This is a genomic window from Modestobacter sp. SYSU DS0904, from assembly GCF_054051115.1.
On record NZ_JBJHAQ010000003.1, the window covers coordinates 115,479 to 141,949 of the forward strand.

Here is a 26,471-nt window from a genome sequence, read left to right on the forward strand (position 1 = left end):
GGAGCGAGCGGGAGTTCACCAGCGGTCGTGCACGTGGGCGCGGATCCGCTCGTCGTACACCCGCTCGAGGTCGGCCAGCTGGCCCTCGGTGAGCGACGGGAGCGAGGCGGCGGCCACGTTGTCCAGCGCCTGCTGGACGTTGCGGGCGCCGGGGATGACGGTGGTGACGCCGGGCTGGTCGATCACCCAGCGCAGCGCGAACCCGGCGGTGGAGACGTCCGGGCCGGCGATCTCGGCGACCTCGCGCGCGGCGGCGACGCCGACGTCGAACGGCACGCCGGCGAAGGTCTCCCCGACGTCGAAGGCCTCGCCGTTGCGGTTGTAGGTGCGGTGGTCGTCGGCGGCGAACGTCGTCGACTCGTCGTACTTGCCGGTGAGCAGGCCGCTGGCCAGCGGCACCCGGGCGAGGACGCCGACCTCGGCGCGCTGCGCGGCCGGCAGCAGCTGCTCCAGCGGCTTGCGCCGGAAGATGTTCAGGATGACCTGGATGGTCTGCACGCCGGGGTGCTGCAGCGCGGTCAGCCCCTCGGTCACCGTCTCCACCGAGACGCCGTAGGCGGCGATCGCCTGCTCCTCGACCAGCTTGTCGAGGGTGTCGTAGACCCGCTCGTCGGAGTAGACGGTGGGCGGCGGGCAGTGCAGCTGCACCAGGTCGAGGGTGTCCACCCCGAGGTTCTCCCGCGACCGGTCGATCCAGGCGCGCAGGTTCTCCGGGGTGTACTCCTCGGCGGTGAACGGGTCGGCGCGCCGGCCGGCCTTGGTCGCGACGAACGGGCGCTCGCCGCGGGCGGCCAGCGCCTGGCGGATGCGCTGCTCGGAGCGGCCGTCGCCGTAGACGTCGGCGGTGTCCAGCAGGGTCACCCCGGCGTCGAGCGCGGCGTCCAGGACGGCGGCGGCGTCGGCCTCGGTGACCTCGCCCCAGTCACCGCCCAGCTGCCAGGTGCCCAGCCCGACGACGGACACGTCGGCACCGGTCCGGCCGAGCGGGCGGGTCTCCAGCGGGGTCGAGGAAGTCACAGTCACGCACCCACCGTCGCACGCACGCGCTCGAACAGCTCGCCCAGGGGGACGGCGACCTGCTCGTGCGACCGCAGGTCGCGCAGCTGGGCGACCCCCTCGGCCAGGTCCCGGTCGCCGAGCACCACCGCGTGCGTGGCACCGGACCGGTCGGCGGCCTTCATCGCCCCCTTCAGCCCCCGGTCGCCGTACACGGTGTCGGCGGAGATCCCGGCCTCGCGCAGCTGCCCGACCAGCCGGACGGCGACCCGCTTGGCCTCCGCGCCCAGCGGCACGACGAAGGCCTGCACCCCGGCGGCCGCGCCCAGGTCGAGCCCCTCGGCCTGCACCGCCAGCAGCGTGCGGTCGACCCCGACGGCGTAGCCGATGCCCGAGAGGTCCGGGCCACCGAGCGCCGCGGAGAGCCCGTCGTAGCGCCCGCCACCACCGATCGCCGACTGCGCGCCGAGGCCGGAGTGCACGAACTCGAAGGTCGTCTTCGTGTAGTAGTCCAGGCCGCGGACCAGCCGGGGCGCCTCGGTCCACGGCACACCCAGGTCGGTGAGGTGCTGGCGGACGGCGTCGTAGTGCGCCCTGGTGGTGTCCGAGAGGTGGTCGACCATCAGCGGGGCGTCGTCCAGCTGCGCCTGCACCTCCGGCCGCTTGTCGTCCAGCACCCGCAGCGGGTTGATCTCCGCCCGGCGCCGGGTGTCGGCGTCCAGGTCCAGCTTCGACAGGTAGGCCACCAGCAGCTCGCGGTACTGCGGCCGGCAGGTCGCGTCGCCCAGCGAGGTGAGCAGCAGCTCGAAGTCGCGCAGGCCGAGGTCGCGGAAGCCCTGCACGGCCAGCGCCACCACCTCGGCGTCCAGCGCCGGGTCGTCGACCCCGAGGGCCTCGCAGTCGACCTGGGTGAAGTGCCGGTAGCGGCCGGCCTGCGGGCGCTCGTAGCGGAACGCCGACCCGACCGCCCAGAGCTTCACCGGCAGCGCGCCGGAGTACAGCCGGTGCTCGATGAACGACCGCATCAGCCCGGCGGTGAGCTCGGGGCGCAGCGTCAGCGACCGGCCGCCGCGGTCGGTGAACGTGTACATCTCCTTGGCGACGACGTCGGTGGACTCCCCCACCCCGCGGGAGAACACCGCGGTGTCCTCGAACGTCGGCGTCTCGATGTACCCGTAGCCGGCCCGGCGCAGCGGCGCGGTGAGGGTGTCGCGGACGGCGAGGAACTGCGCCGAGTCGGGGGGCAACGTGTCGAACGTGCCCTTCGGAGCCCGCATGGGCTCGCTCATCAGAGACCTCGTCCCTTGGGTGCGCTCGCCGCTTCGGCGAGGTAGGGGTTGGTGGCGCGCTCGCGCCCGATCGTGGTGGCCGGCCCGTGCCCGGGCAGGACGACGGTCTCGTCGTCCAGCGGCAGGACGACGTCGCGCAGCGAGCCGAGCATGTCCTCCCAGGAGCCGCCGGGCAGGTCGACCCGGCCGACCGAGCCGGCGAAGAGCACGTCACCGGCGAGCAGGCCGGGGGCCTCCCCCAGGTCCAGGGAGAAGACCACCGAGCCCCGGGTGTGCCCCGGCGCGTGCCGCACGGTCAGGTCGACGCCGGCCAGCGAGATCGTCGCCCCGTCGGCCAGCGGCAGGACGTCGGCGGGGTCCGGGAGCTGCACGCCGGTGATCAGCGGGGCGAGCTGGGGGCCGTGCCAGCGCGCCGGGTCCGACAGCATGCCGGTGTCCTCGGGGTGCAGGTAGGCGGGGATGTCGTAGCCGGAGCAGACCGGCAGCACGGAGAAGGTGTGGTCGAGGTGGCCGTGGGTCAGCACGACGGCGACCGGCTTGAGCCCGTCGTCGGCCAGCATCCGGGCCAGCGGCTCGACCGCGTCCATCCCCGGGTCGACGACGACGCACTCCTGCCCGGGCCCCGGGGCGACGGCGTAGCAGTTGGTGCCGAACGCACCGGCGGGGAAGGAGCGGATGAGCACCCGTGCAGGTTACGCGGCTGTGATCACCCCCGGCCGCGCTGCCAGGGAGCCGCCAGGGTGCGCACCTACACTGCGCACCTGACGCCGCCCGGGCGCACGGCCCCGCCGCCCCGGGCCCGACGCCGACCACCGCCCGAGGAGCCCGAGAAGAGTGCCGACCAACAAGCAGCGCCGTGAGGCCGCCCAGCGCCACCTGCAGCGTCAGCTGGAGCGCCGTGAGCAGCAGGCCCGCACCCGGCGCCGGAACCTGCTCATCGGCGTGACGGTCATCGCCGTGCTGGCCGTGGTGGCCGCCGTCTTCATCATCACCGGGATCACCGGCGAGGACGACACGGCGGACACCGCCGGCGTCGCGAGCGACAACAGCACCACCGCACCGGTCGTCGACGGCAGCGACGGCACGTGCGACTTCACCGAGGCCAGCCGGGGCGAGACGACCACCGACGTCGGCATCCCCCCGGCCGAGGTGCCGACCAGCGGCACGACCGAGGTCACCATGACGACGAACGTCGGCCCGATCCCGCTGACCCTGGACCAGGAGAGCGCCCCCTGCGCCTCGGCCAGCATGGTGTACCTGGCCCAGCAGGGCTTCTACGACGGGACGACCTGCCACCGGGAGACCGCCTCGGAGACGCTCAGCGTCCTGCAGTGCGGCGACCCGAGCGCCACCGGCACCGGCGGGCCCAGCTACGAGTTCCCCACCCAGGTCACCGGCGAGGAGACCTACCCGCGGGGCACCCTGGCGATGGCCAACAACGGGTCCGGCTTCGACGGCAGCCAGTTCTTCCTGGTCTACGCCGACAGCACCCTGCCGCCGAACTACACCGTCTTCGGCACCATCGACGAGGCCGGCCTGCAGGTGCTGGACACCATCGCGGCCGCCGGGATCGAGGGCGGCGCGTCCGACGGCGCCCCCGCCCAGCCGGTCACCATCGAGTCGATGACCGTCCAGCAGTAGCCGCACCACGCGCGACGGCCCGGCCCCTCCCGCGGGGGCCGGGCCGTCGCGCGTCCGGGCCGGCCACGGCGGTGGCGCCCGGGCGTGCCCCTGCTGCCGAGCGGGGCGGCTCCGCCGCCCGCACACTCGGGCCGTGATGGACGCCGACCCGTACGCCGGCTTCCCGCCGGGCTTCTTCGACCGCACCGACGACGGCCCGGACGCCGGGTTCTACGACCGGCCGCGGCTGGTCACGCACATCGACGCGGGTGCGATCGCCGCCGTCGGGGAGCTGTACGCCGAGCTGGGCATCGACGGCGCGGCGCCGCGGCCGACGCGGGTGCTGGACCTGATGTCGTCGTGGGTGTCGCACTTCCGCACCCCGCCGGCCGAGCTGGTGGTGCTGGGCATGAACGACGAGGAGCTGGCCGCCAACCCGGCGGCCACGCAGCGGGTGGTGCACGACCTGAACGCCGACCCGGGCATCCCGCTGCCCGACGAGGACGCCGACGCGGCGGTGTGCTGCGTGTCGATCGACTACCTCACCCGGCCCGTCGAGGTGCTGGCCGACGTAGGCCGGGTGCTGCGCCCCGGCGGCCCGCTGGCGATCACCTTCTCCAACCGCTGCTTCCCCACCAAGGCCGTCCGCGGCTGGCTGGCGACCGACGACGAGCAGCACGGGGCCGTCGTGGCCGAACTGGTGCGGCGCAGCGGGCGGTTCACCGAGCCGACGGTCACGCTGCGCACCCCGCCGGGCGTCGGCGACCCGCTGTACGCCGTCGTCGCCACCCGCCGTCCCTGACGGAGGCCCGGTCAGGGGGAGGTGGTCAGCCGGACCAGTCCGCGGCCCTCGCGCACGCCATCGACGACGACGAACGCCTCGAAGCGGTCCATGCCCGGCTCGGCGACCCGGCCGGTCGCCCAGGCGAGCACGGCAGCCGCATCGACGCCCGCGCCGCTGAGCTCGTACTCGTCGCTCCACGCCCCCGGCCCGGCGGACCAGAGGTACACCCGGTACCGCGGTGCGTCGACCTCCCAGCTGACGTCCCGCGGGTCGACCCCCCGGACGTCCATCAGGCGGTGACGCGCTCCACGTCGAAGACGCCGTCCACGTTCCGGACCGTCTGGAGCACCGCACCCAGGTGCGCCGGGTCGGCGAGCTCGAAGGTGAACCGGCTGATCGCCACCCGGTCCCGGCTGGTCTGCACCGAGGCGGAGAGGATGTTGACCCGCTCGTCGGCGAGCGCCCGGGTGACGTCGGAGAGCAGCCGGTGCCGGTCCAGCGCCTCGACCTGGATGGCCACCAGGAACACCGCGCCGGGCTGGGAGGCCCAGTCGACCTCCACCAGCCGCTCGGGCTTGCTCTGCAGGTCGGCCGCGTTGGTGCAGTCGGTGCGGTGCACGCTGACGCCACCACCGCGGGTGACGAAGCCCAGGATCTCGTCGCCGGGCACCGGGGTGCAGCACTTGGCGAGCTTGGCCCAGACGTCGGTCATGCCGTGCACGACGATGCCCGGGTCGCCGCTGGCGGTGCGCGCCACCGTCCGCTTGGTGGGGATCGCCGTCTCGGCGATGTCCTCGGCGGCGCCCTCGGAGCCGCCCAGCGCGGTGAGCAGCTTCTCCACGATCGACGCCGCGGAGACCTGGTTCTCCCCCACGGCCGCGTAGAGCGCGCTGACGTCGGCGAAGTGCAGGTCGGCGGCGAGCGTGCCCAGCGCCTCCCCACCGAGCAGCCGCTGCAGCGGCAGGCCGGACTTGCGCATCGCCTTGGTCAGCGCGTCCTTGCCGGCCTCGACGGCGTCCTCACGCCGCTCCTTGGTGAACCACTGCCGGATCTTGGTGCGCGCCCGGGACGAGCCGACGAACGCCAGCCAGTCCTTGGAGGGGGCGGCGTTCGGCGAGCGGGAGGTGAACACCTCGACGACGTCGCCGTTGGCGAGCTTGCTGTCCAGGGACACCAGGTTGCCGTTGACCCGGGCACCGATGCAGCGGTGGCCGACCTCGGTGTGCACCGCGTAGGCGAAGTCGACCGGGGTGGCCTCGCCGGGCAGGCTGATCACGTCGCCCTTGGGCGTGAAGACGAACACCTCCTGCGGACCCAGGTCGTACCGCAGGGTCTCCAGGAACTCACCGGGCTCCTGCGCCTCCCGCTGCCAGTCCAGCAGCTGGCGCAGCCACAGCATGTCGTCGCCGGCGGTGCCCGGTGCGGGGCCGGCCTGGGTGCCGCCGGCGCGCGCCTTCTCCTTGTACTTCCAGTGCGCCGCGATGCCGTACTCCGCGGTGCGGTGCATCTCGTGGGTGCGGATCTGCAGCTCGACCGGCTTGCCCTGCGGCCCGATCACCGTGGTGTGCAGCGACTGGTACATGTTGAACTTCGGCATCGCCACGAAGTCCTTGAACCGGCCGGGCACCGGCTGCCAGTGCGCGTGCATGATGCCCAGCGCCGCGTACACGTCGCGCACCGACTCGACCAGGATGCGGATGCCGACCAGGTCCCAGATGTCGGTGAAGTCGCGGCCGCGGACGATCATCTTCTGGTAGATCGAGTAGTAGTGCTTGGGCCGGCCGGTGACGGTCGCCTCGATCTTCGACGCCTTGAGCTGCTCGGTGACCTGGCTGGTCACCTCGGAGATGAAGGTGTCCCGGGACGGCGCGCGCTCGGCGACCAGCCGGACGATCTCGTCGTAGCGCTTGGGGTAGAGCGTGGCGAACGCGAGGTCCTCCAGCTCCCACTTGATGGTGTTCATGCCCAGCCGGTGGGCCAGCGGGGCGAGGATCTCCAGCGTCTCGCGCGCCTTCTTCTCCTGCTTCTCCGGCGGGAGGAAGCGCAGCGTGCGCATGTTGTGCAGCCGGTCGGCCAGCTTGATGACCAGCACCCGCGGGTCGCGGGACATCGCCACGATCATCTTGCGGATCGTCTCGGCCTGGGCGGCGTCGCCGAACGTGACCTTGTCGATCTTGGTGACGCCGTCGACCAGGTGGGCGACCTCGGGGCCGAAGTCGGCGCGGATCGTCTCCAGCGTGACGCCGGTGTCCTCGACGGTGTCGTGCAGCAGCGCGGCCACCAGGGTGGTGGTGTCCATCCCGAGGCCGGCCAGGACGGTGGCGACCGCCAGCGGGTGGGTGATGTAGGGGTCGCCGCTCTTGCGCTTCTGCGGGGCGTGCGCCTCCTCGGCGACGTCGTAGGCCCGCTGCAGGAGAAGGAGGTCGGCCTTGGGGTGGCTCTGGCGGTGCAGCACGGCCAGCGGCTCGAGCACCGGCCGGATCCCGGTGGAGCGCTGACCGGCGACGATGCGGCGGGCCAGCCGGTCACGGACCCGCCGGCGGGGTACCGCCTCGGCGTCCCCGCCGGGCTCGGGCGCGACGTCATCGGGGCGGCGGACCGCCGGCCGCTCGGGCAGGGCCGCGCGGGGCGGCTCCACCTCGACGGCGGGCGCGTCGGACGTCTGCGGTGCGGCGACGTCACCGGCCACGAGAGCTCCTGCCTGCTGAGGAGGGTGGGACCCATCCCATGCTAGCCGCGCCCCGTCCGGGTCGGCCCGTCGTGCCCCCTTGGCGGGTGGGTCGTCGCCCGGGCGGACCGGATCAGCCTTCCGGCACCTCGCGGTGCAGCTCCGCCAGCCACACCCGGGCCGTGGCGTCCGACGGTGCCCGCCAGTCACCCCGTGGGGAGAGCGATCCCCCGGCGGAGACCTTGGGGCCGTTGGGCATCGCCGAGCGCTTGAACTGGCTGAAGGCGAAGAACCGCTGGCAGAACACCTCCAGCCAGTGCCGGATCTCGGCCAGCTGGTAGGACACCCGGCGGTCGGCCGGGAACCCCGCCGGCCACTCCCCCGCCTCGGCGTCGGACCAGGCGTGCAGCGCGAGGAAGGCGATCTTGGACGGTCGCATGCCGTAGCGCAGCACGTGGAAGAGGGTGAAGTCCTGCAGCGCGTAGGGCCCCACCTTCGCCTCGGTGCTCTGCACCGACCCGCCCTCGTCGGCCGGCACCAGCTCCGGGGTGATCTCCGCGGCGAGGATCCGCTCCAGCGTCCGCAGTACCGGCTCGTCGAACTGCCCGGAGGCGACCACCCAGCGGATCAGGTGCTGGATGAGCGTCTTGGGCACGCCTCCGTTGACGTTGTAGTGCGACATCTGGTCACCGACGCCGTAGGTCGACCAGCCCAGCGCGATCTCCGAGAGGTCGCCGGTGCCCAGCACGATCCCGCCGCGCTGGTTGGCCAGCCGGAACAGGTAGTCGGTGCGCAGGCCGGCCTGGACGTTCTCGAAGGTGACGTCGTAGACGGGCTCACCGCGGCCGGCCGGGTGGCCCATGTCGGTGAGCAGCCGGGTGGCTGCCGGGCGGATGTCGATCTCCTCGAAGGTGACCCCGAGCGCCGTGGCGAGGGCGACGGCGTTGGCCTTGCTCTCCGCGCCCGTCGCGAACCCCGGCAGGGTGAACGCCAGGATGTCGCTGCGCGGCCGGCCGGCCCGGTCCATCGCCTGGGCGGCGACGATCAGTGCGTGGGTGGAGTCCAGCCCGCCGGAGACGCCGATGACCACCGTCGGCCACCCGATCGAGGCCAGCCGCCGTTCCAGGCCGACGACCTGGATGTTGTACGCCTCGTAGCAGTCCTGGGCCAGCCGCGCGGGATCGGCCGGCACGAACGGGAAGCGGTCCAGCCGGCGCCGCAGGCCGAGGTCGCCGGTCGGGGGCTGCAGCCGGAACTCCACCCGCCGGTGGTGCAGCCGGCCGGCCAGCGCCCGCCGGTTGTCGTCGAAGGTGCCCATCCGCGCCCGCTCGGCGCGGAGCAGGTCGAGGTCGACGTCGGCGACCGAACGGCGCGGCCCGTCGGGGAAGCGGTCGGACTCGGCGAGCAGGACGCCGTTCTCCCAGATCATGGTCTGCCCGTCCCAGGACAGGTCGGTCGTCGACTCGCCCTGCCCGGCGGCCGCGTAGACGTGGGCGGCCAGGCAGCGGATGGACGTGGCCTGCGCCAGCGTCGCCCGCTGGTCGGCCCGCCCGACGGTGATCGGGCTGCCCGAGAGGTTGGCCAGCACGGTGGCCCCGGCCAGCGCCGCCTCGGCGCTCGGCTGGACCGGGATCCACATGTCCTCGCAGATCTCCACCGCCAGCACCAGCCCGGGCACGTCGACGGCGTCGAACAGCAGGTCGGGGCCGAACGGCACCGGCTCCCCGGCGACCGTGTGCAGCTCACCGGCGGCATCGACGCCGGAGGCCAACTGCCGGCCCTCGTAGAACTCCCGGTAGGTGGGGAGGTAGGACTTCGGGACGATGCCCAGCACCCGGCCGCGGTGCACGACCACCGCGGTGTTGTAGACCCGGTTGCGGTGCCGCAGTGGCGCACCGACGACCAGCACCGGGGCCAGGTCGGCCGAGCCGGCGACCACCTCGGCGACGGCCGCCTCCACGGCGTCCAGCAGCGGGTCCTGCAGCAGCAGGTCCTCGATCGAGTAGCCGGACAGGCACAGCTCCGGGAACACCGCGACGGCGACGCCCTCGGCCGAGCACTCCCGCGCCTGCGCCAGCACGGCCGCGGCGTTGGCCGCGGGATCGGCGATCGTCACCGGCAGGGTGACCGCGGCAACCCGGGCGAAGCCGTGCCGGTAGACCGACCGGAACCGGGTCGCGGACTCCTCAGCTGCTGGACTCACGCGCCGATCATGTCATCCGGCGCCGACGGCTCAGGTCATCCAGAGGGAGTGGACCGGGTGCGGCGCGACGCGCTGACGCCCGCCGAGGGCGCCCAGCTCGATCACCACCGAGACCGCGGTGACCACGCCGCCGAGCTGCTCGAGCAGGGCGACCGCCGCACCCAGCGTGCCGCCGGTGGCGAGCACGTCGTCCACCAGCAGCACCCGCTGCCCGGGGCGGATCGAGTCGGTGTGCAGCTCCAGGGTGGCGGTGCCGTACTCCAGGGCGTAGTCGACCGACACCCGCTCGCGCGGGAGCTTGCCGGCCTTCCGGATCGGCACGACCCCGGTGCCGGTGCGCACCGCGACGGCGGCGGCCAGCAGGAAGCCGCGCGCCTCGACCCCGGCGACCACGTCGAAGCCCACGTCGGTGGCACCGTCGCCCGGGCCGCCGTCGGACCGGCCGAGCGCCGCCGCCCGCGGGTCGACGCCGGCCGGTTCGGCCAGCGCGTCGACGACCGCGCGGAAGGCCTCGCCGTCGGCGAACACCGGGGTCAGGTCGCGGAAGAGCACCCCGGGCTCGGGGAAGTCCGGGATGGTGACCGCGATCGACGCGACGAGCTCGTCGATCGGCACCTGGGTCCCGGCGTCGGCGCTCCGGGCGGCGGGCACGGTGCTCACCGGCGCTTCCTGCCCGCCGGCCGCTGACCGCGCGCCGGCCGCTGACCCGGGCGCGGGGCGGTGGCGCCGCCCCGGGCGAGGGACCCCTGCACCGAGGACGGCGACTCCACCTGGACGTCGGCCGTCGGCCGCTCCGGCAGCGTCTCGGGGCGCTCGGTCCCGGGGCGCTCGGTCCCGGTGCGCTCGATCCCGGTGCGCTCCGCGACGGCCACCGCCGACCGTCGGGTGGCCCCGCCGCGGCGGGCGCTGGCCACCGGCCCGGCCGGGCTCCCGGCGCTGCGGGCCTCGGCGGACCGGCGGGCGAGCACCCGCCGGCGCAGGGCCTCCTGCTCGGGCTCCCGCTCCTTGAGCGCGGCGAGCACCGGGGTGGCCAGGAAGATGGAGCTGTAGGTGCCGGCGGCCAGACCGACGAACAGCACCAGAGCGAGGTCCTTGAGGGTGCCGGCACCCAGCAGCCCGGCGCCGACGAACAGCAGCCCGGCCACCGGCAGCAGCGCGATGACCGAGGTGTTGATCGAGCGCATCAGGGTCTGGTTCACCGCCAGGTCCGAGGCCTCGGTGAAGGTCGACCGGTTGCTCTTGGTCAGGTCCTTGACGTTCTCGTCGACCTTGTCGAAGACGACGACGGTGTCGTACAGGGAGAACCCGAGGATGGTGAGCAGCCCGATCACCGTGGACGGCGAGACCTCGAAGCCGATCAGCGCGTAGATGCCCGCGGTCACGATGATGTCGTGCAGCACCGCGGCGATCGCCCCGACGGCCATCTTGGGCTGGAAGCGCACCGCGAGGAAGGCGACGACGGCGACCAGGAAGACCGCGAGCGCGATGAGCGCCTGGTTGGTGACGTCCCCACCCCAGTCGGCGCTGACCGACTGCGGGCTCACCGCGGACGGCGCGACCCCGGCGGCCTCGGCCACGGCGTCGACGACCGCCCGCTCGGTCTCGTTGTCCAGCGCGCTGGTGCGCAGCAGCACGGAGTCGCCGCCGACCACCTGGGCGCTGGCCACCTCGGCACCGGCCCCCTCGGCGGCCTCGCGGACGTCGGCGAGCTGCTCGCTGGTGGCCGGCACCCGCAGGCTGTTGCCGCCGGAGAACTCGATGCTGAAGTTGAAGCCGCGGACCCCCATGGCCAGGACGCACAGCAGCACGACGACGGCGGTGACCCGGAACCAGAAGCGGCGGTTGGCGACGACGGCCAGGCCGACCTCGCCGTTGTACAGCCGGTGGGCCAGCGACGCCCGGTGCGGCGGGCGGGCGGCGGCGCCGCCCTCCGCGGGCAGGCCGGCGTCGGCGAGCGCCTGGTCGCCGACGCTCTCCTCGGCGGCCTGGTCGGGCACGGCCGATTCGTCGACGGACTCGTCGGCGGCAGAGCCGACCGGCACCGGGGCCTGATCCGGGGTCTGGTCGGCGTCGTCGCGGGGGGTGGTCATCGCGTGCTCCCGTTCGTGCTGCTGCCGGCGCCGACCAGCTCGGGCTCGCGCGCCGTCGCCGGGGCGGCCCGGCGTCCGCGGTCGACCTGGCCGAGGCCGGAGAAGCGGTTGGAGCCGAAGGACTTGACCCGGCTCAGCACCGCCATCAGCGGGTGGGTGAAGAGGAAGACCACGATGAGGTCGAGCACGGTCGACAACCCGAGGGTGAAGGCGAAGCCCTTCACGTCACCGATGGCCAGCCAGTACAGAATCGCCGCGGCCAGGAAGCTGACCGCGTCGGCGGACAGGATGGTCCGCCGGGCACGCACCCAGGCGCGGGGCACGGCGCTGCGCAGCGAGCGCCCCTCGCGGATCTCGTCCTTGAGCCGTTCGAAGTAGACGACGAACGAGTCGGCTGTGATGCCGATCGAGACGATGAACCCGGCGATGCCGGCCAGGCTGAGCGCCAGCCCGAGCTCGCGGCTGAGCAGCACCAGGCAGCCGTAGACCACGACCGCGGACAGCACCAGGCTGGCGATCATCACCAGCCCGAGCAGCCGGTAGTAGAGCAGCGCGTAGACGAAGACCAGGGCGACGCCGATGGCACCGGCGATGAGCCCGGCGCGCAGCTGCTCCTCCCCCAGCTCGGTGGAGATCGACTGCGCGGTCGCCTGCTCGAAGGTCAGCGGCAGCGCGCCGTACTTGAGCTGGTTGGCCAGCTCGGTCGCCTCGGCCTGGGTGAAGTTGCCGCTGATCTCGGTGCGGCCACCGACGATGGCACTGTTGATCGTCGGCGCGGAGACCACCCGGCCGTCCAGGGTGATGGCCACGCTGTTGCCGACGTTCGCGGTGGTGTACTCGGCCCAGGCATCGGCGCCGGAGTTGTTCAGCGACAGGTCGACGATCCACTCACCGGTGCCCGCACGGGTACCGGCGGTGGCGTCGGTGACATCGGTGCCCTCGAGGACCGACGGGCCCAGCAGGTACTTGACGGCGCCGTCCTCACCGCACGCGGCGATGAAGTCGTCGGGCCGGTCGACGTCGGTGGTCTGGCCGTCGCAGGTGAGGGTCGCGAACTCCGCGGCGGCCTCCTCCTGGGTGACGGCCGGGGCTCCCTCCGCAGGGACGGCGTCCTCGGCCGGGGCCTCGGCCGGCGGAGCGTCCTCGGCGGGCGGGGTGACCGGCTCGGCCTGCAGCACCGGGCGGAAGCGCAGCTGCGCGGTCGTGCCCAGCTCGCGGGCGGCCTCGCCGTCGTCACCGGGCACCGAGATGACGATGTTGCTGTCGCCCTCGGTGACCACCTCGGCCTCGGCGACGCCCAGGCCGTTGACGCGCTGCTCGATGATCCGCCGGGCGAGTTCGAGGTCCTCGGGGGCCGGGGCCTCGTTGTTGGGCGTCTGCGCGTCCAGCGTGACGGTGGTGCCGCCCTGGAGGTCCAGGCCGAGCTGGGGGGTGCGCTGGTCACCGGTGAGGAAGACCAGCGCGTACAGCCCCGCGACGATCAGCAGAAAGGCCGCGAAGTAGCGGCGCGCGGGGAGCTGGCGGGCAGCCATCGGAGCTCCGGGTCAGCGAGCGCGGTCGGTGGGGTCGCCGTCGCCGTCGACCGTCCCGCCGGTGCTGTTCGGGGCGCCGTCGGCCGGGGTGGCCGGCGTGCGGACCTCCATCACCGCCGGGCGCGCGACGGTCACGACGACGCCGGGGGCGACCTCGAGGTCGACGGTGCCGTCACCGAGGCCGGCCACCGTGCCGTGGATGCCGCTGGTCAGCATGACCGGCGTGCCGACCGTCAGCGACTCCTGCAGGGCCTTGGCGTTGGCCTGCATCTTCTTGCGCTGCCGGGCCGGCAGCACGATGAGCAGGACGAACGCCAGGGCGAGCAGGACGAACGGGAAGAGCTGTTCCACGACTGGTGAGCCTCTCTACCGCGGCAGGTCGCGCGGTCGGTGCGGCCCGGGAGGGCCGCTCGGGTGCATCGGCGCCGGCGCACTCCCACACACGGAGTGGCCCCGGGGCGAGGCGCGTGGGCCGGCAGGACCGGGTTGCGCGCCAGCGCTGAGGAGTCTAGGCGTCGAAGAGGGTCTGTGACGACGCCCCGTCCGATGTCGGGTCCCCGCTGCCCCCACTGGGCGCAGCGGTCCCACCGAGCGCGATGCCCCCACGAGGCACCGGGTGCCCCAGGTGCCGGAAGGCCGCCTCGGTGGCCACCCGCCCGCGCGGCGTGCGGGCGAGCAGCCCCGCACGCACCAGGAAGGGCTCGCAGACCTCCTCGACGGTGTGCGGCTCCTCGCCCACGGAGACCGCCAGGGTGGCCACCCCCACCGGGCCCCCGCCGAACTTGGTCACCAGCGCATCGAGGACGGCCCGGTCCAACCGGTCCAGGCCCAGCTCGTCGACGTCGTAGAGGGCCAGCGCCGCCCGGGCGACGTCGCGGGTGATCCGGCCGTCGGCGCGCACCTCGGCGAAGTCACGCACCCGGCGCAGCAGCCGGTTGGCGATCCGCGGGGTGCCCCGCGAGCGGCCGGCGATCTCCGCCGAGCCGTCGTCGGTGAGCGCCACCCCGAGCAGGTCGGCGCTGCGGGTGAGCACCCGCTGCAGGTCGGCGGTCTCGTAGAACTCCATCTGCCCGACGAAGCCGAACCGGTCGCGCAGCGGGCCGGTGAGCAGGCCGGCCCGGGTGGTGGCGCCGACGAGGGTGAACGGGTTGATCTCCAGCGGGATAGCGGTCGCGCCGGGGCCCTTGCCGACGACGACGTCGACCCGGAAGTCCTCCATCGCCATGTACAGCAGTTCCTCGGCCGGGCGGGCGATGCGGTGGATCTCGTCGATGAACAGCACGTCGCCGTGGGCGAGGTTGGACAGCATCGCGGCCAGGTCACCGGACCGCTCGATCGCCGGCCCGCTGGTGATCTTCACCGCCGTACCCAGCTCCGAGCCGATGATCAGCGCGAGGCTGGTCTTGCCCAGCCCGGGCGGGCCGGAGAGCAGCACGTGGTCCGGCGGGCGACCGCGGCGCTTGGCGCCCTCCAGGACCAGGTCGAGCTGGCGGGCCACCTTCGGCTGGCCGATGAAGTCGGCCAGCGAGTGCGGGCGCAGGGCCGACTCGACGACCCGCTCCTCGTCCCCCGCGGCACCCGACAACGACGAGTCCTCGACCGAGAAGTCCCGGCCGTACCCCTCGGCGGCCTCCCCGGTCAGCGACCGGTCGAACGGCGAGCCCGTCACGTCACGCCCGGCCCAGGAACTGCAGTGCCTGGCGCAGCAGCACGGCGACCTGGACGCCACCGGCGGCCTGCTGCTCCTCGGCGACCGGCTCCAGCGCGGTCAGCGCCGTCTCGGCCTCGCGGCCGGACCAGCCCAGCCCGACGAGCGCTGCGGTGAGCTGGTCCCGCCACGGGGCGACCGGGGTGACCGGCGCCAGCCCGGCGGGCAGCGGGCCGTCGAGCTGGGTGTCCACGGTGGTCGTGCCGAGCCGGTCGCGCAGCTCCAGCACCAGCCGCTCGGCGCCCTTCTTGCCGATCCCCGGCACCTGCATCAGCGCCTTGAGGTCGCCCATCGAGACCGCGCGGCGCACCTCGCGAGGCGGGTGGATCGCCAGCACGGCCTGGGCCAGCCGGGGCCCCACGCCGTTGGCGGTCTGCAGCAGCTCGAACAGCTGGCGCTCGTCGTCGTCGGCGAAGCCGTAGAGGGTGAGCGAGTCCTCCCGGACGACGAGGCTGGTCGACAGCCGGGCCTGCTCACCCACCTGGAGCCGCGCGATGGTGCCGGGGGTGCACTGCACGGAGAGCCCGACCCCGCCCACCTCGACGACCGCGCCGTCGGGCGAGACGGCCGCGACCCGGCCGTTGACCGAGGCGATCACCGGGACACCCCCGTCCAGCGCGGCAGGGTGCGGGCGCCGGGCAGCGGCGCGCCGATGCCCCCGGCGAGCGCCGCGGTGCGCAGCCGCTGCTGCGCCGGGGCGCGCCAGGTGTGGCAGATCGCCAGCGCGAGCGCGTCGGCGGCGTCGGCCGGCTTGGGCGGGCTGGCCAGCCCGAGCACCCGGGTGACCATCAGGGTCACCTGGTCCTTGTCGGCGCGGCCGTTGCCGGAGATGGCGGCCTTGACCTCGCTGGGCGTGTGCCAGGCGACGGGCACGCCGGCCTGGGCCGCGGCGAGGGCGGCCACCCCGGCGGCCTGGGCGGTGCCGGTCGCCGTCCCCTTGTTGTTCTGGGTGAAGACGCGCTCGATGGCGACGGCCACCGGCCGGTGCTCACGCAGCAGGGCGGTCACGGCGGTGTGCACCTCCAGCAGCCGGAGTTCCAGGTCCAGGTCGGGGGACGTCCGGACGACGCCCACCCCCAGCGCGGTGGGCCGGGCACCGGGTCGCCCCTCGACCACACCCCAGCCGCACCGGGTGAGGCCCGGGTCGATGCCGAGCACGCGCATGCCCACTCCCCCACGATCGCACGAACAGGTGTTCGATGCTGAACGCTAATCGGGAACGGCCCGTGAGCCGAGCACGACACGCACCCAGCCGTCGGCCCCCTCGCAGGGTCCCGCGCTGAGCTTGCGAAGCGTGGGGGGCGAGGGGGTCCTTCATCAGGCGTCGGCGGTGACCTGCTCCATGACCTCGTCGGAGACGTCGTAGTTGGCGTAGACGTTCTGCACGTCGTCGAGGTCCTCCAGCGCGTCGATCAGCTTGAAGACCTTGGCCGCGCCGTCGACGTCGAGCTCCACCTGGACGCTGGGCACGAAGCCCATGTCGGCGGAGTCGTACTCGATGCCGGCCTCCTGCAGGGCGGTGCGCACGGCCACCATGTCGCCGGGCTCGCTGACCACCTCGAAGGTGTCGCCGAGGTCGCGGACCTCCTCGGCCCCGGCGTCGAGCACGGCCAGCAGCACGTCGTCCTCGGTGTGGCCGGCGGCCGGCACGACGACGACGCCCTTGCGGGAGAACAGGTAGGAGACCGAGCCCGGGTCGGCCATGGTGCCGCCGTTGCGGGTCATCGCGGTGCGCACCTCCATCGCCGACCGGTTCTTGTTGTCGGTGAGGCACTCGATGAGCACGGCGACCCCGGCCGCGGCGTAGCCCTCGTAGGTGATGCCCTGGTAGTCGACGCCACCGGCCTCGGCACCGGACCCGCGCTTGACCGCCCGGTCGATGTTGTCGTTGGGCACCGAGCTCTTCTTCGCCTTCTGGATGGCGTCGAAGAGCGTCGGGTTGCCCGCCGGGTCACCGCCGCCGGTGCGGGCCGCCACCTCGATGTTCTTGATCAGCTTGGCGAAGAGCTTGCCGCGCTTGGCGTCGATCCCGGCCTTCTTGTGCTTGGTCGTCGCCCACTTGGAATGGCCGCTCACGACTTGCCTCCTCCACTGCCGGCGCCTGCGATGGCGCCGTCGGAACTCCGGTCCCGGGCACGGGCTGCCCGCACCAGCTCCACGAAGCGCGCGTGCACCCGGATGTCGCCGGTGAGCTCGGGGTGGAAGCTGGTGGCCACCAGGGATCCCTGGCGGACGGCGACGATCTTACCGTCGGCCGGTCCGCCCACGACCCGGCCGAGGACCTCGACGCCGTCCCCGGCCTGCTCGACCCACGGCGCCCGGATGAAGACGGCGTGCACCGGCCCCCCGTCGACGCCGTCGATCTCCACCTCGTCCTCGAACGAGTCGACCTGCCGGCCGAAGGCGTTGCGGCGCACGGTGACGTCGAGCCCGCCGACGGTCTGCTGCCCCGCGGGGGCGTCCAGCACCCGGTCGGCGAGCAGGATCATCCCGGCACAGGAGCCGTAGGTGGGCAGCCCGGCGCGGACGGCGTCCCGCAGCGGCTCGAGCAGCCCGAACCGCTGGGCCAGGTTCGCCATCGTCGTCGACTCCCCGCCGGGCAGCACCAGCCCGTCGACGGCGGCCAGCTCCTCGGGGCGGCGGACGGTCACCGCCCGGGCCCCGGCGGCGGTCAGCGCCGCCAGGTGCTCCCGGACGTCGCCCTGCAGCGCGAGCACACCGACGGTGACGTCCGCCGTCCGCGCGGCGCTCACCAGCCGCGGGTGGCGAACCGCTCGGAGACCGGCAGCGTGCTGACGTTGATGCCGACCATCGGCTCGCCCAGGCCGCGGGAGACCTTGGCGATCACGTCGGGGTCGTCGGAGAACGTGGTGGCCTGCACGATCGCCGCGGCGCGCTGCGCCGGGTCACCGGACTTGAAGATGCCCGAGCCGACGAAGACGCCCTCGGCGCCCAGCTGCATCATCATCGCCGCGTCGGCCGGGGTGGCGATGCCGCCGGCGGTGAACAGCACGACCGGCAGCTTCCCGGTGCGGGCGACCTCGACGACCAGGTCGTGCGGGGCGCGCAGCTCCTTGGCCGCCACGAACAGCTCGGTCTCGTCCAGGGTGCCCAGCCGCTTGATCCCGGCGCGCAGCGCGCGCATGTGCCGGGTGGCCTCCACGACGTTGCCGGTGCCGGCCTCGCCCTTGGAGCGGATCATCGCCGCGCCCTCGGCGAGCCGGCGCAGCGCCTCGCCCAGGTCGGTCGCGCCGCAGACGAACGGCACGGTGAACGCGTGCTTGTCGATGTGGTGCGCCTCGTCGGCCGGGGTGAGCACCTCGGACTCGTCGATGTAGTCGACGCCCAGGCTCTGCAGCACCTGCGCCTCGACGAAGTGCCCGATCCGCGCCTTGGCCATCACCGGGATGGACACCGCGTCGATGATCCCCTGGACCATGTCCGGGTCGCTCATCCGGGCGATGCCGCCCTGGGCGCGGATGTCGGCGGGCACCCGCTCGAGCGCCATGACGGCGACGGCGCCGGCGTCCTCGGCGATCCTGGCCTGCTCGGGGGTGACGACGTCCATGATGACGCCGCCCTTGAGCTGCTCGGCCATGCCGCGCTTGACCCGGTCGGTGCCGGTGCTGGGCTGGTGCTGGGGGTCGGTCAGGGACACGGGGTGGCCTCACAGGTCGTCGGGCGCGGACGGCCCAGCGTACGGCGGGTCAGCCGACCGTCCGCCCGGCGCCGGAGGCCGCCCCGGCGCCGGGGCCGGTGAGCACCGCGTCCAGGCCGTCGTCGATGTCGAAGTAGCGGGGCAGCGGCCGGGCGGTGTGCAGCCGCAGCACCCGGGCGGGCCGGCCGGTGCGGAGCACCAGGGTGTCCCGGACGGCGTCGTTGTAGAACCGGCGGGCCAGGCCCACCCGCATCCCGACGTCCTGCAGCTCCGGGGGGCGCGCCCCGGGCGGGACCCGGCGCAGCAGCCCGCCCAGCCGGTTCTCCGCGGCCTCGCGGTCGCCGGCCGCGGGTGCACGGGCCCCCGCCGCGGCCGCCGCCAGCGCGGTGGCCAGCTCGGGCCCGAGCTCGTCGGCCCGCTCCCGGGCCACCGCCGCCGCCAGCTCCGCCCGTCGCACCAGCGCGGCGTCGAGCACCTCGCCCGCCCGGCGCACCCGGCCGGCCAGCCGCCGCAGCCGGGTCAGCGTCCAGAACGCCCAGCCCAGCAGGGCCGCCGCCAGCACAGCGACGGCGAGCAGCAGCCAGGTGGCGGTGGTCATCGGGGTCCAGGCTAGCGGCGCACCCGGCGGCGGAAGGGCCCCGGCGGCGCGACGCGCGCAGCGGCCGAGCCGGGCACGTGCCCGAGCAGCGCCGCGTCGTCCTCGGTCGAGGCGGTGACCGGTGCCCCGCCGGGGAGCGCGACCGTCTCGTAGACCGCGAGGATCCGCTGGGCGACGACCGACCAGTCGTAGCCGGCGACGACCCGGCGGCCGGCGGCCTGCAGGTCGCCGCGGCGCACCGGGTCGGCCAGCAGCCCGGTGAGCGCCGCGGCCAGTGCGGCGGCGTCGCCGCGGCGGACCAGCACCCCGGCGGCCCCGTCGTCGAGCACCCGGGCGAAGGCGTCGAGGTCGCTGGCGACGACCGGCGCACCCGCGGCCATCGCCTCGAGCAGGATGACGCCGAAGGACTCCCCCATCAGGTTCGGCGCGCAGTACACGTCGATCGACCGGAGGAAGGCGGCCTTGCCCGGCTCGTCGAGCTCCCCGAGCAGCGTGACGTGCGGACGGAGCTCCTCCCCCACCAGCCCGGTGAGCTCCTCCGGGTCGCCGCGGCCGGCGATCAGCAGCCGGGCCCCGGGGTGGGTCGCCACCACGGTCCGCATCGCCTCCAGCAGCACCGGCAGCCCCTTGCGGGGCTCGTCGTAGCGGCCCAGGAAACCGATCGTGGGGCCGCCCGCACCGCGCCGGTGGCCGGGCAGCGGCGGACCCTCGGCGAACGCCGGCACGTGCACCCCGTTCGGGATGACCACGGCGTCGCCGCCCAGGTGCTCGACCTGGAGCCGGCGGGCGAAGTCGGAGACGGCGATCCGGCCGTTGATCCGCTCCAGCCAGGGTCGGGCCCACGGGCCCAGGGCGGCCAGCACCCGGGACCGGGTCGACGCGGCGTGGAAGGTGGCCACGATCGGCCCCCGCGCGATCATGCAGACCAGCAGCGACAGCGACACCGACGCCGGCTCGTGCACGTGCACGACGTCGAACGCCCCTTCCCGCAGCCACCGGCGCGCCCGGGCGGCGGAGACCAGCCCGAACTGGACGCTGGCCATCGAGCCGTTGTACGGGATCGCCACCGCGCGCCCGGCCCAGGTGACGTGCTCGGCCGGCAGGTTCTCCTCGTGCTCGGCGGGGGTGAGCACCTCGACGTGGTGGCCCAGCGCACGGAGCGTGTCGGCGAGGTCGCGCACGTGGTACTGGACCCCGCCGGGGACGTCCCACTGGTACGGGCACACCATGCCGATGCGCATCAGCGACCCCCGGCCTCGACCGGGTCGGGGCCGACGTCGGGCCAGATGCGGCCGAGCACGTGCCAGTCCTCGGGCTGCTCGGCGATGGTGCCGGCGAAGGCGGTGGCGACCTGCTGCATGGCGGCGCCCACCCGGTCCCGCAGCCGGCCCGGTCCGGCGACCGGCACCTCGGGGTGGACGACGAAGCGCCAGCCGGCGCCGTCGAACTGGCAGACCGCCGGCAGCAGGGCCGCTCCGGTCCGGGCCGCGAGCAGCGCGGGGCCGCCGGGCATGGTCGTGGGCCGGCCGAAGAAGTCGACCGGCACGCCGTCGCCGGAGAGGTCGCGGTCGACCAGCAGGCAGGTGGTGCCGCCGGCGGAGAGCCACTCGCGCAGCACCGCCGACGCCGGCCGCTCGCCACCGGTCAGCGGCAGGATCCGCATGCCCAGCCCTTCCCGGTAGTCGACGAACCGCCGGTACAGCGACTCCGGCCGCAGCCGCTCGGCGACCGTGACGAAGGGACCACCCAGCCAGTCGACCAGCCACACCCCCGCCACGTCCCAGTTGCCGCTGTGCGGCAGCGCGATGACCGCACCGCGTCCGTCGGCCCGCACCTTCTCCAGGTGTTCCCGTCCGTCCATGGTGGCCCCGGCGAGCACCCGCGCCGTGCCCATCGTCGGCAGCCGGAAGGCCTCCTGCCAGTAGCGCGCGTAGGAGCGCATCGCCCGGCGGGTGAGCTCGTCCAGGTCGGCACCGTCCAGCCCGGTGACCACCCGCAGGTTGGCGCGCAGCTGGCGCACCCCCCGCCCGTTGCGGGTCGCGGCCCAGGACCCGCCGGCCCCGAAGGCCGCCGCCGCCACCGGCCCGGGCAGCAGCCGGACGGCCCGCCAGCCCGCCGCGTACCCGCCGTCGGTCAGCCGGTCGCGCAGGGTGTCCAGGCGGTCGGGTAGGCGGTCGGGTCGGCGGCCGGGGGTCACGGCGCCGGGTCGGTGGACGGGGCCGGGTCGGCGGCCGGCGCGGGGTCCGGCGCCGGCCGGGGTGCAGCCGGCAGCGGCCGGCCACGGGACTGCCGGTACACCGCGGCGAAGCGCTGGGCCACGGTGACCGCGCTGCCGGCCAGCAGCACCCAGAGCGCGACGTGCAGCGCGTACGGGATGCCCAGGCCGGTGAAGCCGGTGCCCACCAGGACCAGGATCAGCCGCTCGGTGCGCTCGACGACACCGACGTCGCAGGTCAGGCCGACACCCTCGGCCCGGGCCTTGATGTAGGAGGTGAGGATGCCGAGGACCAGGCAGACCAGCGCGAGCAGCACCAGCAGCCGGTTGTCACCGGCACCGGAGAACCACCACACCAGGCCGGCGAAGATGGCCGCGTCGGCCGCGCGGTCGCCGGTGGAGTCCAGCACCGCACCGAACACCGACCCGCCGCCGCGGGCGCGGGCCAGCGCCCCGTCGAGCATGTCGAGCAGGACGAAGACGGTGACCGTGGCCGCGCCCCAGAACAGCCAGCCGTTGCCGATCAGGAAGACCGCCGCGGCGACCGCGCCGAGCGTGCCGGTGGCGGTGACCGCGTCGGCGGTCACCCCGGCCCGCACGAGCCCGCGCACCACCGGCGCCCAGAAGCGGGCGACGGCCGGGCGCAGGTTGACCCCGAGCACTCAGGCCCCCGTCCCGGCGGCCGGCCAGGCCTCGGCCAGCAGCCGACGGGTCTCGGTGAGCACCTGCGGCAGCACCCGGGTGAGCCCGATCACCGGCATGAAGTTGGTGTCCCCGCCCCAGCGCGGGACGACGTGCTGGTGCAGGTGGTCGGCGATGCCGGCGCCGGCGATCCCGCCCTGGTTCATCCCGACGTTGAACCCGTGGGCGCCGCTGACCGACCGCACCACGCGCATCGCCGTCTGGGTGAACGCGCCCAGCTCGGCGACCTCGGCGTCGGTGAGGTCGGTGTAGTCGGGCACGTGCCGGTACGGGACGACCATCAGGTGCCCGGCGTTGTACGGGTACAGGTTGAGCACGGCGTAGACGGTCTCCCCGCGGGCGACGACGAGCCCCTCCTCGTCGCCCAGGCCGGGGATCCGGTCGAACGGGCACTCGTCGGCCGCGTCGGTGACCGGCTTGTTCTCCCCGCGGATGTAGGCCATCCGGTACGGCGTCCACAGGTGCTCGAACCCGGCCGAGGGGCCCCCGTCGTCGTTGACGACGGGGATCCTCAGCTCCTCCGCGTCGGTCATCCGGCGGCCGGTTCGGCGGCGTCGGCCGCGGTCGGGTCGGCGTTGGTCCGCGCGGCGACCCAGGCCACGACCTGCTCGACGGCGTCGGCGACCGGCACCGCGTTGCGCTGCGAGCCGTCCCGGTAGCGGAAGGAGACCGCACCGGCCTCGGCGTCGGTCGCCCCGGCGATGAGGACGAACGGGACCTTCTGCTTGCTGGCGGTGCGGATCTTCTTCTGCATCCGGTCGTCGGAGTCGTCGATCTCCACCCGGATGCCGTGCGCGCGCAGCTGCCGCGCCACGTCGGTCAGGTAGGGAACCTGCTCGTCGGTGATCGGGATGCCGACCACCTGGACCGGCGCCAGCCAGGCGGGGAAGGCGCCGGCGTAGTGCTCGGTGAGCACGCCGAAGAACCGCTCGATCGAGCCGAACTTCGCCGAGTGGATCATCACCGGCTGCTGCCGGGTGCCGTCGGCGGCGCTGAACTCCAGGCCGAAGCGGGCGGGCTGGTTGAAGTCGTACTGGATGGTCGACATCTGCCAGGTGCGCCCGATGGCGTCGCGGGCCTGCACGGAGATCTTCGGGCCGTAGTAGGCAGCGCCGCCCGGGTCCGGGACGAGCTCCAGCCCGGTCTCCCGCGCCGCCTCCTCCAGCACCGCGGTGGCGTTGGCCCACTCCGCGTCGGAACCGATGAACTTCGGCCCCTCGCCCCGGGTGGACAGCTCGAGGTAGTAGTCGTCCAGGCCGAAGTCGCGCAGCAGCCCCAGGACGAAGGCCAGCAGGTGCCGGACCTCCCCGGGCGCCTGCTCGGGCGTGACGTAGCTGTGCGAGTCGTCCTGGGTGAGGCCGCGGACCCGGGTCAGGCCGTGCACGACACCGGACTTCTCGTACCGGTAGACCGAGCCGAACTCGAAGAAGCGCAGCGGCAGCTCCCGGTAGGACCGCCCGCGCGACCGGAAGATCAGGTTGTGCATCGGGCAGTTCATGGCCTTGAGGAAGTACTCGCTGTTCTCCAGCTCCATGGCCGGGAACATGGTGTCCTCGTAGTACGGCAGGTGGCCGGAGGTCTCGAACAGCCCGCGCTTGCTGATGTGCGGGGTGCCGACGTAGTCGAACCCCTCCTCCAGGTGCCGACGGCGGACGTAGTCCTCCATCTCCCGCTTCACCACCCCGCCCTTGGGGTGGAAGACGGCCAGGCCCGAGCCGATCTCGTCGGGGAAGCTGAACAGGTCCAGCTCGACGCCCAGCCGACGGTGGTCGCGGCGCTCGGCCTCGGCGATCTGCTCCAGGTACGCCTTCTGCGCGTCCTTGCTCTCCCAGGCGGTGCCGTAGACCCGCTGCAGCTGCGGGTTCTTCTCGTTCCCCCGCCAGTAGGCGGCGGCGCTGCGGGTCAGGGTGAAGGCCGGGATGGTGCTGGTGCGCGGCAGGTGCGGGCCCCGGCACAGGTCGGTCCAGACCCGCTCCCCGGTCCGCGGGTCGAGGTTGTCGTACATGGTCAGCTGGGCGCCGCCCACCTCGACGTCGGCGCCCTCGGCGGCGTCGTCGCCGGCACCGCCCTTGAGGCCGATCAGCTCCAGCTTGTACGGCTCGTGCGCCAGCTCGGCCCGGGCCTCGTCGTCGCCGATCTCCCGGCGGCTGAAGTTCTGCCCCTGCTTCACGATCGCCTGCATGCGCTTCTCCAGCGCCTGCAGGTCCTCGGGGGTGAACGGCCGCTCCGGGTCGAAGTCGTAGTAGAAGCCGTTCTCCACCGGCGGGCCGATGCCCAGCCGGGTACCCGGGAAGAGGTCCTGCACCGCCTGGGCGAGCACGTGGGCGGTGGAGTGCCGGATCACCGCGCGGCCGTCGGCGCTGGAGGCGGGCACCGGCTCGACCTCGGCGTCGGTCCCCGGGGTCCAGGCCAGGTCCTTGAGCTCACCGGTGGCCACCTCCCGGACGACGACGGCGGCGTCGGCGCCCTTGAGCGCCACCCCGGCGTCCTTGAGCGCCTGCAGCGCCGTCGTCCCGGCCGGGACCCGGATCGGGGTGACGGCGGTCGGGGAGGGCGGGGCGGACACTCTGGCTCCTGGGGGTCGGTGCGGTCCGGCCGGGCGGCCGGGACCCTGAGACTAGTGCGCCACCGGCCCCGGCCGGGTCACCCCTCGACGACCCGGAGGCCGTCGGCGACGGCGCCGCGGGCGTCGAGCACCGCGGTGATCCGGGCGGTGCTGACCGGGTCCGCCGGCACCAGGGTGACCGCGTCGCCACCCAGCTCGATGCGCACCGGCACCGCCTCGGCCGCCGAGACGCCGAACCGGCCGTCGTCGCCGCGGGTGAAGGTGAACCGGGCGATCACCGAGTCCTCGGTGTCGTGACCGCGGGTGGCGTGCTCGGCGAGGTGGTTGCCCAGGCCGTACGCCACCCACTCCCCGTCGATCCGCTCGAAGGGCTGGACGACGTGCGCGTGGTGGCCCAGCACCAGGTCGACGTCGGGCGAGGCCAGCAGGGTGCGGAACGCCGCCTCCTGGGCCGGGAGGGGCGCGTGGTCGTACTCCGCGCAGCAGTGCACGCTGGCCACCACGACCTCCGCCCCCGCCGCCCGCGCGGCGGCCGCATCGGCCAGCACCCCGCTGACGTCGGGCGGGTCGAACGTGTCCACGGCGAAGGGGGCGTCGGCCGGCAGCGGCACCCCGTTCAGCGAGAACGTGGTGGCCACGTGCCCGACCCGCACGCCCCCGGCGTCCACGACCGTCGGTGGCTCCCCCGCCGTGCGGTGGGTGCCGGTGTGCGCGATGCCGGCGGCGTCCAGGGTGTCCAGCGTGCGGACCAGCCCGGCGAACCCGGCGTCCAGCGAGTGGTTCGAGGCGGTGGAGCACACGTCGTACCCGGCGTCGGCGAGCGCGTCGACGATCTCGGGCTGGACGGCGAAGGACGGGTAGCCGGAGTACGGCCCGCCGGGCGGCGCGACCGGGGTCTCCAGGTGGCAGATCGCCAGGTCCGCGGCCCGCAGCACCGGGGCGACCGGCGCGAAGACCGCGGTGAAGTCCCAGGAGCCGTCCGGCTGGCGGGCGCCGCGGGTGAGGGCACGGCCCTGGTGGACCAGCACGTCGCCGGTGGCGACCAGGGTGACGGAGTCCGGCGGCTCGGGGGCCGGGGCGGAGCTCACCGGGGGCCGGGCGGTGGATGCCGAGGAGGTGGACGCCGAGGAGACAGCCGCCGGGGCGCCGCCGTCGTCCGCACCGCAGCCGGTCAGCAGCGCGGCGAGCACGGCCAGCACCACCCCCCGACCGCTCCGCACGGGTCAGGACCCTAGCGACGGCCGCGCACGCGGGTGGGCGACGCGCAGCTCAGTCCAGCAGCTCCACCGGGTCGCCCGCGGCGACCCGGCCGGGCGTGACCACCTCGGCGTAGACGCCCAGGCAGTGCTTCGGGGTGCGGACGACGTCCAGCACCGCCTCCCCGATGCGCACCCGCCGGCCGACCCAGCTCCGCTCGTCGGCGGCGGGCAGGTGCAGCAGCAGGTTGGCCCGCGGGTCGTCGGCCGAGCAGCCCTCGGGGACGTCCCCGGCCTCGGCGCGGTCGATCGCCTCCCGGGACACCAGGTGCACGGCGGCGGCGTCGACCTGGGGGCCGGCCGCCGAGGCCGCCAGGCGCACCGGCCGGCCCAGCACCTCGGTCAGCGTGATGGTGTCGGCCTCGGCATCACCGGTGGCGACGACCTCCCGCAGCTGCGGCGTCGTCTTGACCGTGACGCGCTCACCGGTGTCGGCGTCGACCACCGCCCAGGCGCGGTCACCGCGCAGCCCGGCGCCGTCCACCTCGGCCTCGGCGACCGTCCGGCCGGCCAGCGACTTCACCGGGTAGACCGCGACCTGCCCGACGCTGCCCACCACGCGGCTCGGGTCCACATCAGCCATGCC

General features: G+C 74.3%; 26 protein-coding genes. 2 read left to right on the forward strand and 24 right to left on the reverse strand.

Features of this window, described 5'->3' with window-relative positions; genetic code table 11:
- Positions 1–15: 15 nt before the first annotated feature.
- The 3 genes from ACI79U_RS03045 to ACI79U_RS03055 are packed head-to-tail and all read right to left on the reverse strand — an operon-like array spanning position 16 to position 2,968.
- Complete coding sequence (locus ACI79U_RS03045) at positions 16–1,023, reverse strand: aldo/keto reductase (RefSeq protein ID WP_457064909.1); 1,008 nt, start codon at positions 1,021–1,023, stop codon at positions 16–18.
- The gene (gene hisS / locus ACI79U_RS03050) at positions 1,020–2,285 is read right to left on the reverse strand and encodes a histidine--tRNA ligase (RefSeq protein ID WP_457064907.1); all 1,266 of its coding nucleotides are present in this window, start codon (positions 2,283–2,285) and stop codon (positions 1,020–1,022) included. The genes ACI79U_RS03045 and hisS overlap by 4 nt, the downstream gene beginning before the upstream one ends.
- On the reverse strand, positions 2,285–2,968 hold the full coding sequence (locus ACI79U_RS03055) for an MBL fold metallo-hydrolase (RefSeq protein WP_457064905.1): 684 nt from the start codon (positions 2,966–2,968) through the stop codon (positions 2,285–2,287). The genes hisS and ACI79U_RS03055 overlap by 1 nt, the downstream gene beginning before the upstream one ends.
- 151 nt (positions 2,969–3,119) lie before the next feature.
- On the opposite strand from ACI79U_RS03055, the gene ACI79U_RS03060 reads away from it, so the two are divergent.
- Entirely contained in the window at positions 3,120–3,926 is an 807-nt protein-coding gene (locus ACI79U_RS03060; protein WP_457064903.1) for a peptidylprolyl isomerase, read from the forward strand.
- A 136-nt stretch (positions 3,927–4,062) separates the two neighbouring features.
- On the forward strand, positions 4,063–4,707 hold the full coding sequence (locus tag ACI79U_RS03065; RefSeq protein ID WP_457065099.1) for a class I SAM-dependent methyltransferase: 645 nt from the start codon (positions 4,063–4,065) through the stop codon (positions 4,705–4,707).
- Between the two features lie 11 nt (positions 4,708–4,718).
- On the opposite strand, the gene ACI79U_RS03070 is transcribed toward ACI79U_RS03065, so the two are convergent.
- The 21 genes from ACI79U_RS03070 to ACI79U_RS03170 form a co-directional block, all read right to left on the reverse strand.
- Positions 4,719–4,979, reverse strand: a complete 261-nt coding sequence (locus ACI79U_RS03070; protein ID WP_457064901.1) for a hypothetical protein — start codon at positions 4,977–4,979, stop codon at positions 4,719–4,721.
- Positions 4,979–7,378 carry a RelA/SpoT family protein gene (locus tag ACI79U_RS03075; protein WP_457064899.1) on the reverse strand — a complete coding sequence of 800 codons (2,400 nt, stop codon included), beginning with the start codon at positions 7,376–7,378 and terminating at the stop codon, positions 4,979–4,981. Before ACI79U_RS03075 ends, ACI79U_RS03070 begins: the two co-directional genes overlap by 1 nt.
- Positions 7,379–7,490: 112 nt before the next feature.
- Positions 7,491–9,560 (reverse strand): NAD(+) synthase, encoded by a 2,070-nt coding sequence (locus tag ACI79U_RS03080; protein WP_457064896.1) that lies wholly within the window; start codon positions 9,558–9,560, stop codon positions 7,491–7,493.
- A gap of 30 nt (positions 9,561–9,590) precedes the next feature.
- Positions 9,591–10,220, reverse strand: coding sequence for an adenine phosphoribosyltransferase (locus ACI79U_RS03085; protein WP_457064894.1), 630 nt, complete (start codon positions 10,218–10,220; stop codon positions 9,591–9,593).
- Positions 10,217–11,650 carry a protein translocase subunit SecF gene (gene secF / locus ACI79U_RS03090; RefSeq protein WP_457064892.1) on the reverse strand — a complete coding sequence of 478 codons (1,434 nt, stop codon included), beginning with the start codon at positions 11,648–11,650 and terminating at the stop codon, positions 10,217–10,219. The genes ACI79U_RS03085 and secF overlap by 4 nt, the downstream gene beginning before the upstream one ends.
- Positions 11,647–13,182, reverse strand: coding sequence for a protein translocase subunit SecD (gene secD, locus ACI79U_RS03095; protein WP_457064890.1), 1,536 nt, complete (start codon positions 13,180–13,182; stop codon positions 11,647–11,649). Before secD ends, secF begins: the two co-directional genes overlap by 4 nt.
- 12 nt (positions 13,183–13,194) lie before the next feature.
- Positions 13,195–13,533 (reverse strand): preprotein translocase subunit YajC, encoded by a 339-nt coding sequence (yajC, locus tag ACI79U_RS03100; RefSeq protein ID WP_457064888.1) that lies wholly within the window; start codon positions 13,531–13,533, stop codon positions 13,195–13,197.
- A gap of 157 nt (positions 13,534–13,690) precedes the next feature.
- Positions 13,691–14,851, reverse strand: a complete 1,161-nt coding sequence (ruvB, locus tag ACI79U_RS03105) for a Holliday junction branch migration DNA helicase RuvB (RefSeq protein ID WP_457064886.1) — start codon at positions 14,849–14,851, stop codon at positions 13,691–13,693.
- A gap of 1 nt (position 14,852) precedes the next feature.
- Positions 14,853–15,488 (reverse strand): Holliday junction branch migration protein RuvA, encoded by a 636-nt coding sequence (ruvA, locus tag ACI79U_RS03110; protein ID WP_457064884.1) that lies wholly within the window; start codon positions 15,486–15,488, stop codon positions 14,853–14,855.
- Entirely contained in the window at positions 15,485–16,054 is a 570-nt protein-coding gene (gene ruvC, locus ACI79U_RS03115; RefSeq protein ID WP_457064882.1) for a crossover junction endodeoxyribonuclease RuvC, read from the reverse strand. The genes ruvA and ruvC overlap by 4 nt, the downstream gene beginning before the upstream one ends.
- Before the next feature lie 153 nt (positions 16,055–16,207).
- The gene (locus ACI79U_RS03120; RefSeq protein WP_457064880.1) at positions 16,208–16,966 is read right to left on the reverse strand and encodes a YebC/PmpR family DNA-binding transcriptional regulator; all 759 of its coding nucleotides are present in this window, start codon (positions 16,964–16,966) and stop codon (positions 16,208–16,210) included.
- Entirely contained in the window at positions 16,963–17,643 is a 681-nt protein-coding gene (gene pdxT, locus ACI79U_RS03125) for a pyridoxal 5'-phosphate synthase glutaminase subunit PdxT (protein ID WP_457064878.1), read from the reverse strand. The genes ACI79U_RS03120 and pdxT overlap by 4 nt, the downstream gene beginning before the upstream one ends.
- Entirely contained in the window at positions 17,640–18,548 is a 909-nt protein-coding gene (gene pdxS / locus ACI79U_RS03130; RefSeq protein WP_457064876.1) for a pyridoxal 5'-phosphate synthase lyase subunit PdxS, read from the reverse strand. Before pdxS ends, pdxT begins: the two co-directional genes overlap by 4 nt.
- Positions 18,549–18,597: 49 nt before the next feature.
- Positions 18,598–19,146 (reverse strand): hypothetical protein, encoded by a 549-nt coding sequence (locus ACI79U_RS03135; protein ID WP_457064874.1) that lies wholly within the window; start codon positions 19,144–19,146, stop codon positions 18,598–18,600.
- Positions 19,147–19,157: 11 nt separating this feature from the next.
- Positions 19,158–20,387 (reverse strand): glycosyltransferase family 4 protein, encoded by a 1,230-nt coding sequence (locus ACI79U_RS03140; RefSeq protein WP_457064872.1) that lies wholly within the window; start codon positions 20,385–20,387, stop codon positions 19,158–19,160.
- Positions 20,387–21,343, reverse strand: coding sequence for a phosphatidylinositol mannoside acyltransferase (locus ACI79U_RS03145; RefSeq protein WP_457064870.1), 957 nt, complete (start codon positions 21,341–21,343; stop codon positions 20,387–20,389). Before ACI79U_RS03145 ends, ACI79U_RS03140 begins: the two co-directional genes overlap by 1 nt.
- Complete coding sequence (gene pgsA / locus ACI79U_RS03150; protein WP_457064868.1) at positions 21,340–22,023, reverse strand: phosphatidylinositol phosphate synthase; 684 nt, start codon at positions 22,021–22,023, stop codon at positions 21,340–21,342. Before pgsA ends, ACI79U_RS03145 begins: the two co-directional genes overlap by 4 nt.
- The gene (locus ACI79U_RS03155) at positions 22,024–22,596 is read right to left on the reverse strand and encodes an HIT family protein (RefSeq protein WP_457064866.1); all 573 of its coding nucleotides are present in this window, start codon (positions 22,594–22,596) and stop codon (positions 22,024–22,026) included.
- Positions 22,593–24,629, reverse strand: a complete 2,037-nt coding sequence (gene thrS / locus ACI79U_RS03160) for a threonine--tRNA ligase (protein WP_457064864.1) — start codon at positions 24,627–24,629, stop codon at positions 22,593–22,595. Before thrS ends, ACI79U_RS03155 begins: the two co-directional genes overlap by 4 nt.
- A 77-nt stretch (positions 24,630–24,706) precedes the next feature.
- The gene (locus ACI79U_RS03165; protein WP_457064862.1) at positions 24,707–25,849 is read right to left on the reverse strand and encodes a CapA family protein; all 1,143 of its coding nucleotides are present in this window, start codon (positions 25,847–25,849) and stop codon (positions 24,707–24,709) included.
- Between the two features lie 49 nt (positions 25,850–25,898).
- On the reverse strand, positions 25,899–26,468 hold the full coding sequence (locus ACI79U_RS03170) for an MOSC N-terminal beta barrel domain-containing protein (RefSeq protein WP_457064859.1): 570 nt from the start codon (positions 26,466–26,468) through the stop codon (positions 25,899–25,901).
- Positions 26,469–26,471: the final 3 nt, after the last annotated feature.